Raw genomic sequence first — 11,596 nt, forward strand, 5'->3', positions numbered from 1 at the left:
GCAAGTCCTGGCGGCGGGTCTACGCCGCCAGTTCCGGCACCCCGAGGTGCCGGCCGAACCAATGCAGGCGCGGCGCCAGTCCCGCGACTTCGCCCACGATCAGCAGGGCGGGGGAGCGCACCCCATGTTCCAGGGCCAGTTGCGGCAGTTGCTCAAGCGGGCCGGACACCACGCGCTGTTCCGGCCGGCTGCCGTTCTCGATCAGCGCGAACGGCGTGTGCGGCGAGCGGCCATGGCGCAGCAGGCGCTGCGTCAGCAGGTCGAGCTGTCCCACCCCCATGTAGAACGCCAGCGTCTGCTTTTCGCGCGCAAGCGCGGGCCAGTCCAGGTTGTCCTCGTCTTCGCGGCAGTGCGCGGTGATGAGGCGCACGGATTGGGCGTGTTCGCGATGCGTGAGCGGAATGCCGGCAAAGGCCGCACAGGCCAGCGCCGCCGTGATCCCGGGCACCACTTCATAGCGCACGCCGTGCGCCCGCAGAAATTCCAGTTCCTCGCCGCCCCGGCCAAAGATGAAGGCGTCGCCGCCTTTCAGCCGCACCACGCGGCGGCCGGCGCGCGCGTGTTCCACCAGCAGCGCATGGATGCGGGCCTGGGTGGCGTGATGGTTTTCGCCGGGCAGCTTGCCGACGGACACGCGTTCGGCGTCGCGCCGGGCGAGCGACATGACTTCGTCGCTGACCAGGCGGTCGTAGAGGATGACGTCGGCCTCGTTCAGGGCGCGCAGGGCCTTGAGCGTCAGCAGGCCGGGGTCGCCGGGACCGGCGCCCACCAGCACCACGCTGCCTTCGGCGGGAGCAATCGGGGCCGCCAGGGCGTCGGCCAGCGCGGCCTCGGCCTGCGCCGGCTGCTGCTGGCGCAGAAAGCCGGCCACCGGGCCGTCCAGCAGCCAGTCGTAGAAGCGCCGGCGCGCGCCCAGGTCGGGGTGGCTGGCGCGGATGCGCTTGCGATACGTGGCGGCCAGTCCGGCCAGTTGGCCCAGTGTGTGGTCAAAGAGCGATTCGATGCGTTCGCGGATGCGGCGCGCCAGCACCGGGGCCACCCCCGACGAGGAGATGGCCACGATGACGGGCGACCGGTCGACGATGGACGGCACCTGGAAGGAGGACAGTTCGGGGTCGTCCACCACGTTGCAGAACAGGCGGCGCGCCTGGGCGGCTGTGGAGACCGCGCTGTTGACGTCGCGGTCGTCGGTGGCGGCCACCACCAGCCACACGTCTTCCAGCCAGGCGGGGTCGAACAGCCCCGGCAGGCGCCGGACGCGGCCCTCGGCCGCCAGCGACGCGAGCGCGGGAGTCAGTTCGGGGGCGCCAACGACCACGTCGGCGCCGGCTTCCAGCAGGGCGAGCGTCTTGCGTTCGGCGACCGCGCCGCCGCCGACAACCAGTACCAGCCGGTCTTTCAGATCGGCAAAAATCGGGAAAAGCTTCATGAATGCCAGCCTCGGGCGTACCCGGCTCAATGTGGGTCGATCATAGGGACGGGCTTTCATCCCCACAACTTTTGATTTCTTTATTTGATATAGCCATAACTTATTTGGCCGGCAGTCAGGCATTGCCGAGCCATTGGCTCATCTCCACGACCTCGCGGGCGACTTCGCCCAGGCGCTTCTGGCTTTGCATGGCGCGTTCGCGCAGGAGCCGGTGGGCTTCGTCCTCGGAAATGGCGCGGGTCTTCATCAGGATACCCTTGGCCTTTTCCACCCACTGGCGGTCCGCGAGCCGGAGCTGGGCCTCGCGCAGTTCCTCGCGACGGGATTTCTCCATCGCAAAGCGCTCGATCGCCACCGTCAGCAGCGGTTCGATGCGGGCGGCGGGCACATCGCCGACCACATAGGCCGCGACGCCGGCGCGCAGGGCGTCGCGTATGGTCTCGCGGTTGCCGTTGTCGGTGAACATCACGACCGGGCGGTCGCTGTGCGAGCTGGCCACACAGATGTTCTCCAGCGTGTCGCGGCCGGGGGCGTCGCTGTCGATCAGCACCACGTCGGCGGCCGACTGGGCGATGCTGGCGGCCAGGTCCGCGCCAGGCGCCACTTCGGCGACGACGTGCACGCCCGCCGCGGCAAGCGTTTGCCGCAGGGACGCCGCGCGTCCTTCGCCATCGTTCAGCAGCATGACCTTCAACATGAGACACCCCCCTGGTGTTCTGGTTGATGCAAGTTCCATGCCATCGCCGTCGCGCGCGGCGTGCGACGGGCGCGCACGGCCACGGGGCGCGCGCCGCACAGGAATGGTGCGCTGCGGCATCGGATCGCGCACCAACTTGGCTCCGCCCCTGATTGACGCAGGCTCCGGCCAGGACGCCCGCGGTACGGCCAGAGCAAGCGCCCGCGCGGGTTGCAGCGCCGTCAAGGCCAGATTTGCAAAAACTGGCACGGCGATTGCTTGAGTGAAATCGGGGCGGCCAACGGCGGTCGCCCGACGCAAAGCGCCGCGTAACGCGGCCAGGGACAACGACGTTCCGCAGCGCCATCGGATGGAAATCCGTGGCGCGCGGGACGTTTTTTTTTGCCGCTACCTTCCAGGAGCCTTGCATGACGCCTTTGACCCGCAGCCCCTCGCCCGACGCCGCCCGCGCCGACATGACCGCCAACGCCGGACGCCGCAAATGGCTGGGCGGCACGGCGCGCGCGGTCGCCGGCGCCGGCCTGCTTTCCCTGGTCGACCCGCTGGTGCGCGCCGGCGCCTGGGCCGCCGGCACCGACGCCCCGGAAAAGACCGAGGTGAAGATCGGCTTCATCCCGCTGACCGACTGCGCCTCGGTTGTGATGGCGTCGGTGCTGGGCATCGACAAGAAGTACGGCGTGAAGATCACGCCCTCCAAGGAGGCGTCCTGGGCCGCGGTGCGCGACAAGCTCATGAATGGCGAGCTGGACATGGCGCACGTGCTGTACGGCCTGGTCTATGGCGTGCACATGGGCATCGGCGGTCCGAAAAAGGACATGGCCGTCCTGATGAGCCTGAACCAGAACGGCCAGGGAATCACGCTCTCGAAGAAGCTGCTGGAATCGGGCGCGCGCGACGGCGAATCGCTCGCCAAGCTGATGGCCGCCGAAAAGCGCGAATACACCTTCGCGCAGACGTTCCCCACCGGCACGCACGCCATGTGGCTGTACTACTGGCTGGCGGCGTACGGCATCAATCCGATGAAGGACGCCAAGGTCATCACCGTTCCGCCGCCGCAGATGGTGGCCAACATGCGCGTGGGCAACATGGACGGCTACTGCGTGGGCGAGCCCTGGGGGGCGCGCGCCATCATGGACAAGATCGGCTTCACCACGGTCACGTCGCAAGGCATCTGGACGGACCACCCCGAGAAGGTGCTGGGCACCAGCGCCGATTTCGTGAACCGCAATCCGAATACGGCGCGCGCGGTTACCGCCGCGATCCTGGAGGCCGGCAAGTGGATCGACGCGTCGCCGGAGAACCGCCGCAAGACCGCCGAGACCATCGCCGCCAAGTCCTACGTGAACACGGACGCCAGCGGCATCGTGGACCGCATGCTGGGCCAGTATGAAGATGGGCTGGGCAAGAAATGGACGGACCAGCACGCCATGCGCTTTTACGCCGATGGCGCCGCCAACTTCCCGTATCTGAGCGACGGCATGTGGTTCCTGACGCAGCACAAGCGCTGGGGCCTGCTGAAGGACCATCCGGACTACCTGGCCATCGCCACGCAGATCAATCGCATCGAGCTCTACAAGCAGGCTGCGCAGGCCGCGGGCGTGTCGCTGCCCGCGAGCGAAACGCGCACGTCCAAGCTGATCGACGGCGTGGTCTGGGACGGCAGCAATCCCGCGGCCTATGCCGACGGTTTCAAGGTCAAGGCCTGAGGGCCTGTCAACAAGGGGACTCTCCATGTCTACCGTAACGATTACGCGCCGCGGCGACGACTTCGCCGCCTTGTGGCGGGAACGCCTGGAATCCGCGCTGAAGGCGGTCGTGGGGCCGGTCGCCGGCTTTGCCCTCTTCGTGCTGGTCTGGCAGGTGGTGGCCATGCGCATCACGGAAATCCCGACGCCCGGCGTCACCTGGCACGCGGCGGTCGAGCTGTTTGCGGACCCGTTCTATGACAACGGTCCGAACGACAAGGGCATCGGCTGGAACCTGCTGGCCTCGCTGGAGCGCGTGGCGGCCGGGTTCGGCCTGGCGGCGGTGGTGGGCATCCCCGTGGGCTTCGCGATCGGCCGCTATGCGGCCGTGCGTTCCATGTTCTCGCCCATCGTCAGCCTGCTGCGTCCGGTGTCGCCGCTGGCCTGGCTGCCGCTGGGGCTGCTGCTCTTCAAGGCGGCCAATCCCGCCGCGATCTGGGCGATCTTCATCTGTTCGATCTGGCCGATGATCATCAATACCGCGGTCGGCGTGTCGCGCGTGCCGCAGGATTACCTGAACGTGGCGCGCGTGCTGAACCTGTCCGAATGGAAGGTCACGACCAAGGTGCTGCTGCCCGCCGTGCTGCCCTACATGCTGACCGGCGTGCGGCTGTCCATCGGCACCGCGTGGCTGGTGATCGTGGCCGCCGAGATGCTCACGGGCGGCACCGGCATCGGCTTCTGGCTGTGGGACGAGTGGAACAACCTGAAGGTCGAGCACATCGTCATCGCCATTTTCGTGATCGGCATCGTGGGGCTGTTGCTGGAGACCCTGCTGGTCGCGCTGGCCCGCCGTTTCACCTATACCGAGGAATAGCGCCATGAAGAAATTCGTACGCATCGAACAAGTGGGACAGACCTTCGACACCCGCAAGGGCCCCTTCGTCGCGCTGCGCGACATCGACCTGACGGTCGAGCAGGGCGAGTTCATCACGCTGATCGGCCATTCCGGTTGCGGCAAGTCGACCTTGCTCAACCTGATCGCCGGCCTGACCCGCCCGACGAGCGGCGTGCTGCTGTGCGCCGAACGCGAGATCACCGGACCGGGGCCGGATCGCGCCGTCGTGTTCCAGAACCATTCGCTGCTGCCGTGGCTGACGTGTTTTCAGAACGTGCACCTGGCGGTCGAGCGCGTCTTCGGCGCCACGGAGAAGCGCGCGCAGTTGGCCGAGCGCACCCGCGCCGCGCTGGACCTGGTGGGCCTCTTGCCCGCGCAGAACAAGCTGCCGCGCGAGATTTCCGGCGGCATGAAGCAGCGCGTGGGCATCGCGCGCGCGTTGGCGATCGAGCCGGGCGTGCTGCTGATGGATGAACCCTTCGGCGCGCTCGACGCGCTGACCCGTTCGCACCTGCAGGACGAGCTGCTCAAGATCGTGGGCAAGACGCGCACGACCACCATCATGGTCACCCACGACGTGGATGAGGCCGTGCTGCTGTCGGACCGCATCGTGATGTTGACCAACGGACCGGCCGCCACCATCGGCGAGATCCTGCCGGTGCCGCTGCCGCGGCCGCGCGACCGCGTGCGGCTGGCCAACGATCCGACGTACCTGGCGTGCCGCGCGGGGGTGGTGGACTTCCTGCATCGCAGGTACGGCAATCCGGAGCGCGCGCAGCCCGCTGCGCCGGCCCCAGCCACCCTTGCCGTCGTGCCCCCGCTGGAGGAGGCCGGCGCGACGCGCGCCGCCGCCTAGGAGCCCGGCCATGCAAGAAAGGCAGAAGCTGGTCGTGGTCGGCAACGGAATGGCCGGCATCCGCACGGTGGAGGAATTGCTGAAACTGGCGCCGGACCTTTACGACATCACGGTGTTCGGCGCCGAGCCCCACACCAACTACAACCGCATTCTGCTGTCGCCGGTGCTGACCGGCGAGCGCACGCTGCAGGACATCGTGCTGAACGACGAGGATTGGTACGCCCGCCACGGCATCCGGTTGCTGCGGGGCCGCAAGGTGACGGGCATCGACCGCGCGCGGCGCGCGGTGCTGGCCGACGACGGCACGCGCACGCCGTATGACCGGCTGCTGCTGGCGACCGGGTCCACGCCGTACCGGCTTCCCGTGCCGGGCCATGATCTGGAAGGGGTGGTCGCCTTTCGCGATATCGGCGACGTGAATCTCATGATCGACGCCGCTTCGCGCTACCGCCATGCGGTGGTGATCGGCGGCGGCCTGCTGGGGCTGGAGGCCGCCAACGGCCTGGCCGCGCGGGGCATGCAGGTGTCGGTGGTGCACCTGGGCGCGGCGCTGCTGGACCGCCAACTGGACGGCGAGGCTGCCGCGCTGCTGCGCGCGAGCCTGGAGGCGCGGGGCCTGACCTTTCTGCTTCAGCGCCAGACGGCGGCGATCCTGGGCGGGGCGGACGGACGCGTGCGGGCGGTGCGCTTCGCGGATGGCGAAGAGGTCCCCGCGGACCTGGTGGTGATGGCGGCGGGCGTGCGCCCGAACACCGAGCTGGCGCAACACTGCGGCCTGCATGTGGACCGCGGCGTGGTGGTCAGCGACACCCTGCAGACCTTCGATCCGCGCATCTACGCGGTGGGCGAATGCGTCAGCCACCGCGGCACGGCCTACGGCCTGGTCGCGCCGCTGTTCGAGCAGGCCAAGGTGGCGGCCAATCATCTGGCGTTGCACGGCATCGGCCGCTATGTGGGCAGCGTCACGTCGACCAAGCTGAAAGTCACCGGCATCGACCTGTTTTCGGCCGGGGACTTCGCGGGCGGCGCGCAGACCGAAACCATCACGCTGGCCGACATGCCGGGCGGCGTCTACAAGAAACTGGTGATCCGCGACGACCGGCTGGTGGGCGCCTGCCTGTACGGCGACACGGCGGACAGCGCCTGGTACGTGCGGCTGATCCGCGAAGGGGCCGGTCTGGGCGCCCTGCGCGACCGGCTCATGCTCGGTGAAAGCGCGGCGGGGGAGTAAGGGATGGACATGCCGATGGCGCGCCGGATTGACATCATCAGCGAGGACACGCGCGAAGTCGCGTCCATCTGCTGTTATTGCGGCACCGGCTGCGGGGTGCGCGTGCAGGTGCGTGGCGACGCGGTCGTGGGCGTGCGCGGCGACGCGTCGCATCCGGCCAACCGGGGCCGCCTGTGCAGCAAGGGCCTGGCCCTGGCCGATACCGTCCGGCGCGATGGCGCCCGCGTGCTGTCGGCGCGTGCGCGCGAGGCCCGCGGGCAGCCCATGCAGGACATCGCCCTGGCGCACGCGCTGGACCTGGCCGCGGACAGGTTGGCCGGCGCCATCGCCCGGCATGGGCCGGATTCGGTCGGCTTTTATCTGTCGGGCCAGTTGCTGACGGAGGACTACGCCGTCTTCAACAAGCTGGCGCGCGCGCTGGCGGGCACGAACAACATCGACACCAATTCACGGCTGTGCATGTCCAGCGCGGTGTCGGGCTACAAGCGCACCCTGGGCGCGGACGCGCCGCCGGCCTGCTACGAAGACCTGGAGCTGGCGGACACGGTGCTGATCGCCGGGTCCAACATGGCCTATGCGCACCCGGTGCTGTTCCGGCGGCTGGAAGCCGCGCGCGCCAGCCGGCCGGGCATGAAAGTGATCGCGGTCGATCCGCGGCGCACGGATACCGCCGCCTTCGCCGATCTGCACCTGCCGCTGACGCCGGGGTCCGATGTCGCGCTCTTTAACGCCATGCTCAACGTGATGCTGCGCGAAGGCCTGGTCGACGAGGACTACATCCGGCGTCACACAGAGGGCTTCGACACGCTGCGGGCGCGCGTGCAGGCGGTCACGCCCGAGGCGGCGCAGCGTCTGTGCGGCGTGCCTGCGCGCGATATCGTGCAGGCGGCGCGCTGGTTCGGGCAGGCGGGCGCGGCGCTGTCGCTCTACACCATGGGTCTGAACCAGTCGGTGGCGGGCACCGACAAGAATGCCGCGCTGATCCACCTGCATCTGGCGACCGGGCAGATCGGGCGTCCCGGCGCGGGACCGTTTTCGCTGACCGGACAGCCCAACGCCATGGGCGGCCGCGAGGCCGGCGGCATGGCGACGCTGCTGCCGGGCCATCGCGATCCCGCTTCGGCCGCCGACCGCGCCGAGGTGGCGCGCCTGTGGGGCGTGGACAGCCTGCCCGACGCGCCGGGCGCGACGGCGATGGACATGTTCGACGCGGTGCTGGAAGGGCGCATCAAGGTGCTCTGGATCGCGGCGACCAATCCGGCGCAGTCGCTGCCGGACCAGGCGCGCGTGCGGGCGGCGCTGGAACGCGCCGAGTTCGTGATCGTGCAGGAGGCCTACGCCGGCACCGAGACGCTGGCCTACGCCGACCTGATCCTGCCCGCGGCGACCTGGCCCGAGAAGTCCGGCACGGTCACCAATTCCGAGCGCCGCATCAGCCGGGTCCGCGCCGCGATCGCGCCGCCCGGCGACGCCCAGCCCGACTGGCGGCTGGCGCAGGCGGTGGCCCGGCGCCTTGCCGCACGCATGGCGCCGGCCAAGGCGGACCTGTTCGCCTACCGTGACGAGGGCGAAGTCTTTGCCGAACACGCCCGCATGACGGCCGGCCGGGACCTGGACTACAGCGCACTGGACTACGGCACCCTGGCGCAGCGCGGACCGCAGCAGTGGCCGTACCGGCACGGGCAGGGCACGGCGCGCCTGTACGCCGACGGCATCTTTCCCACGCCCAGCGGCCGCGCCCGTTTCTGCGACGTGTCCTGGCGGCCGACCGCCGAAACGACGTCCGAGGAATTCCCGCTGCAGTTGACCACCGGCCGGCTGCGCGACCACTGGCACACGATGGCGCGCACCTCGCTGGCCCGGGCGCTGACGCAGCATGTCGAGGAACCGTGGGTGTCGCTGCATCCCGATGACATGCGCCGCCTGGACCTGGCGCCCGGCGCGCTGGTCCGGCTGCACTCGCGGCGCGGCAGCCTGGTGCTGCCGGCGCAGCCGGACGACGCGGTGCGTCCCGGCCAGGCTTTCGTGCCGATGCACTGGGGCAGCGCCTTCATGGCCGGACTGGGCGTGAATGCGCTGACCAACCCCGCGACCGATCCGCTGTCGCGGCAGCCCGAACTGAAGTTCAGCGCGGTGCGCGCCGAACCCGCCGGCCTGCCCTGGCAGGCCGCCGGCTGGCGGCAGGGCGATGGCGCGGCGCTGCGCGCGGACCTCGCGCCGTGGCTGCGCCGCTTCGACTACGCCGTCGTGCTGCCGACCGGCGCTGGCGGCGTCCGGTTGCGGCTCGCGAGCCGCGCGGCGCCGGATCCCGCGCTGCTGCACGAATTGGCCGAGGCGCTGGACCTGCGGCGCCCGGACGTGGTGTACGACGATCCCGCGCGCGGCACGCTGCGCCGTGTCGCGGCCGGGCAGGGCGCGCTGCGCGCCTTCCTGCTGACCGGCGATCTGCGCGCGCAGGACGCGCTGCTGGCCTGGGCGGGAGGCGGCGAGGCGCCCGCGAGCATCGCCGCGCTTCTGATGGGCCGGGTGGCCGGACCGGCGCGGTCGCGCACCGTCTGCGTCTGCCATGGCGTGAGCGAGGCGGCGATCCTGGGCGGCATCGCGCGCGGCTGCGACCTGGCGGCGCTGAAGGAAACGCTGGGCTGCGGGACCGGTTGCGGCTCCTGCGTGCCGGAGATACAGTCACTGATGGCGCGCCGCCCGACACGTTCGGACATACGCCGCGCGCGGCAACCGGTGTAGTATCAAGCCAACTGTCAGCCAGGCGCTGACGGCGTTTTCGGATTTCTGGAGTGGCTTGTGACGACGATGCGAAAAGTGGCATCCCTGGTGATCGCGGCGGGCGCGATGGGCGCGGCCGGCATGGCGCAGGCCGGCGTGTGCGACGCGCAGTTCATGCATGATGGCGGCGCGGTGCAACTGACCGGCTCGGGCAATCTGGCGCTGGGCGCCGACCTGACGTTCGCCGAGGTTACAAAAAGCAATGGCGACAACTGCCGCGCGCGCGTGCAGGGCGTCGCCCGGTTCAGCTACGCGGGCCTGCCCCCCGGCAAATCCAAGCTCGATTACCTGATGACGGTCAAGGGCGGCCAGGCGACCTTCCTGCGCTACGCGAGCGCCGGCGAAGCGCCCAAGCCGTCCGAGGGCCAGTTCGACCTGCGGATGCTTGGCCTCTTTGCCTATGACGGCAAGCTCAACGCCGGCCAGAAGCTGCCGGGCTCGTCGTTCCGCCTCAAGATCGGCAAGGAAGCGCCCGTGGGCGGACAGCCCAGCACCACCGTGCGCATCGGCGAAAAGAAGGTGGGGCCCAAGACCTCGCTCGACACCGCTTTGGGCCAGCAGTCCTGCCACCCGATCACCTACACCCGCAATTCGGATCCCACCATGGCCACGTTTCAGGGCCTGACGATTCCCATTCCCGGCATGAACACGACTGTCACCGATTGGTATTGCCCCGCCGTGAATCTGGTGATGAAGCAGGACATCGACCAGGGCGGCGTGAAGTCCGCGGTTGAGATTACGCAGATCAAGTAGCACCCGGTAGCACGCGGGCGATTGCGCCCGCGTGGCGGCTGGTATCATCGATTCGTCATGGACACACAACAGGAGCTCAAGAAAATGGCAACGAGAAAATCCGAAGACGTCGCAAAAGAAAAACTCATCGACAGTGTCAAGACCAGCCTGAATGACGCCGAAAGCCTGCTGCGCGAAGCGGCCAGCAGCACCGGCGACAAGGCCAATGAACTGCGCGACCGCGCCCTGACGTCGCTGCGGCGCACGCGCGAGGCGCTGTACGAAGCGCAGGATGCCGTCCTCGAACGCGGTCGCAAGGCCGCCCGCGCGACGGACGACTACGTGCATGACAATCCCTGGCAAGCCATCGGGGTGGCAGGCGTGACCGGCCTGCTGCTCGGCTTGCTGATCAGCCGCCGCTGACAGGGCAGGACGTCCGGGCGGCAGGCGCGGCGACATGCCGGCGCCTGCCGCCCGGCGTTCTTTCAGCCATGGGTCTACGAAAAACTGTTTTCGGTGTTGCCTCCAGCCTGGTCGGGCTGATGCGCACGCGGCTGGAGCTGCTGGCTCTGGAAGCCGCGGACGAAAAGGCGCGCCTGCTCAAGCTGCTGGGCCTGGCGTTTGCGGCCTTGCTATTCCTGACGCTGGCGGTGCTGGTGGCCACCATCACCATCGCCGTGGCGTTCTGGCCCACGGAAGACCGCTATCTGGCGCTGGGTCTGCTGGCGGCCTTCTATGGTGTGGCCGGCGTGGTGCTGCTGCTCGTGGTGCGCCACGGGCTCGTGTACGGACCGGCGCCGTTCTCGGCCACGCTCGAAGAGCTGGGTCGCGATGCGGAATTGCTGGACCGGGTGCGCGAGGCGCATGCCGACGACGAGCCGGCGGTACGCCGGCGCGAGGAGCCCTGAGCCATGCACAAGAGATCTCCCACCGTCGACCGCGCCGTGCGCATCGAACTGCTGCGCGCCCGCGCCGCGATCGAGCGCGAATCATTGGCGCAGAGCATCGTCTCGGCCGGGCGCAAGCTCGAGCCCGGCGCGCTCATCCGCGGCATGCTGCCCGGCCTTGCGTCGGGTGGCGCCTCGCGCTGGGCCTTGCAGGCGATCACCCTGGCGCGGCGCTATCCCATCATCAGTTCGTCCCTGTCCGCCATGTTCATGCGCGGGGGCAAGCGCGGCAAGCTCCTGAAGCTGGCCGGCGGCGCCTTCGTGGGCTGGCAACTGTTCAAGGCCTGGCGCGGCATGCGGCAGGACGACGACAGGGAGCGCGGCTGACGCCAGTCCGCAC

10 protein-coding genes and 1 pseudogene are annotated in these 11,596 nt (G+C 69.4%); 9 read left to right on the forward strand and 2 right to left on the reverse strand.

The window, feature by feature from the left end:
- Positions 1-19: 19 nt before the first annotated feature.
- Together cysG and ACZ50Q_RS06670 are read right to left on the reverse strand one after the other, a co-directional pair.
- Positions 20-1,429: a siroheme synthase CysG gene (gene cysG, locus ACZ50Q_RS06665; RefSeq protein ID WP_464080958.1), complete on the reverse strand. Its 1,410-nt coding sequence runs from the start codon at positions 1,427-1,429 to the stop codon at positions 20-22.
- 115 nt (positions 1,430-1,544) lie between these two features.
- On the reverse strand, positions 1,545-2,126 hold the full coding sequence (locus tag ACZ50Q_RS06670; protein ID WP_076516083.1) for an ANTAR domain-containing response regulator: 582 nt from the start codon (positions 2,124-2,126) through the stop codon (positions 1,545-1,547).
- A gap of 407 nt (positions 2,127-2,533) precedes the next feature.
- Between ACZ50Q_RS06670 and ACZ50Q_RS06675 the strand changes: the two genes are divergently transcribed.
- The 9 genes and pseudogenes from ACZ50Q_RS06675 (at position 2,534) to ACZ50Q_RS06715 (ending at position 11,583) form a co-directional block, all read left to right on the forward strand.
- On the forward strand, positions 2,534-3,832 hold the full coding sequence (locus ACZ50Q_RS06675) for a CmpA/NrtA family ABC transporter substrate-binding protein (protein ID WP_464080959.1): 1,299 nt from the start codon (positions 2,534-2,536) through the stop codon (positions 3,830-3,832).
- 25 nt (positions 3,833-3,857) lie between these two features.
- Positions 3,858-4,688, forward strand: coding sequence for a nitrate ABC transporter permease (gene ntrB, locus ACZ50Q_RS06680; RefSeq protein WP_076516081.1), 831 nt, complete (start codon positions 3,858-3,860; stop codon positions 4,686-4,688).
- Positions 4,689-4,692: 4 nt separating this feature from the next.
- Positions 4,693-5,565, forward strand: coding sequence for an ABC transporter ATP-binding protein (locus ACZ50Q_RS06685; protein ID WP_464080960.1), 873 nt, complete (start codon positions 4,693-4,695; stop codon positions 5,563-5,565).
- A gap of 10 nt (positions 5,566-5,575) precedes the next feature.
- A pseudogene (locus tag ACZ50Q_RS06690) lies at positions 5,576-6,793 on the forward strand (NAD(P)/FAD-dependent oxidoreductase); the annotation flags it as partial.
- A gap of 6 nt (positions 6,794-6,799) precedes the next feature.
- Entirely contained in the window at positions 6,800-9,538 is a 2,739-nt protein-coding gene (locus tag ACZ50Q_RS06695; protein ID WP_464080961.1) for a nitrate reductase, read from the forward strand.
- A 66-nt stretch (positions 9,539-9,604) separates the two neighbouring features.
- Positions 9,605-10,330 carry a hypothetical protein gene (locus ACZ50Q_RS06700; protein ID WP_464081958.1) on the forward strand — a complete coding sequence of 242 codons (726 nt, stop codon included), beginning with the start codon at positions 9,605-9,607 and terminating at the stop codon, positions 10,328-10,330.
- An 84-nt stretch (positions 10,331-10,414) separates the two neighbouring features.
- Complete coding sequence (locus tag ACZ50Q_RS06705; RefSeq protein ID WP_056326638.1) at positions 10,415-10,732, forward strand: ElaB/YgaM/YqjD family protein; 318 nt, start codon at positions 10,415-10,417, stop codon at positions 10,730-10,732.
- Positions 10,733-10,800: 68 nt separating this feature from the next.
- On the forward strand, positions 10,801-11,217 hold the full coding sequence (locus ACZ50Q_RS06710; protein WP_076516071.1) for a phage holin family protein: 417 nt from the start codon (positions 10,801-10,803) through the stop codon (positions 11,215-11,217).
- A 3-nt stretch (positions 11,218-11,220) separates the two neighbouring features.
- Positions 11,221-11,583 carry a hypothetical protein gene (locus tag ACZ50Q_RS06715; RefSeq protein ID WP_092578686.1) on the forward strand — a complete coding sequence of 121 codons (363 nt, stop codon included), beginning with the start codon at positions 11,221-11,223 and terminating at the stop codon, positions 11,581-11,583.
- Positions 11,584-11,596 lie beyond the last annotated feature (13 nt).

The organism is Achromobacter sp. T5-5 (genome assembly GCF_055397965.1).

Coding starts and splice junctions, on each gene's coding strand:
- ACZ50Q_RS06705 (WP_056326638.1), top strand. CDS start 10,415: ATGGCAACGAGAAAATCCGAAGACGTCGCAAAAGAAAAACTCATCGAC.
- ACZ50Q_RS06675 (WP_464080959.1), top strand. CDS start 2,534: ATGACGCCTTTGACCCGCAGCCCCTCGCCCGACGCCGCCCGCGCCGAC.
- ACZ50Q_RS06670 (WP_076516083.1), bottom strand. CDS start 2,126: ATGTTGAAGGTCATGCTGCTGAACGATGGCGAAGGACGCGCGGCGTCC.
- ACZ50Q_RS06685 (WP_464080960.1), top strand. CDS start 4,693: ATGAAGAAATTCGTACGCATCGAACAAGTGGGACAGACCTTCGACACC.
- ntrB (WP_076516081.1), top strand. CDS start 3,858: ATGTCTACCGTAACGATTACGCGCCGCGGCGACGACTTCGCCGCCTTG.
- ACZ50Q_RS06715 (WP_092578686.1), top strand. CDS start 11,221: ATGCACAAGAGATCTCCCACCGTCGACCGCGCCGTGCGCATCGAACTG.
- cysG (WP_464080958.1), bottom strand. CDS start 1,429: ATGAAGCTTTTCCCGATTTTTGCCGATCTGAAAGACCGGCTGGTACTG.
- ACZ50Q_RS06710 (WP_076516071.1), top strand. CDS start 10,801: ATGGGTCTACGAAAAACTGTTTTCGGTGTTGCCTCCAGCCTGGTCGGG.
- ACZ50Q_RS06700 (WP_464081958.1), top strand. CDS start 9,605: ATGCGAAAAGTGGCATCCCTGGTGATCGCGGCGGGCGCGATGGGCGCG.
- ACZ50Q_RS06695 (WP_464080961.1), top strand. CDS start 6,800: ATGGACATGCCGATGGCGCGCCGGATTGACATCATCAGCGAGGACACG.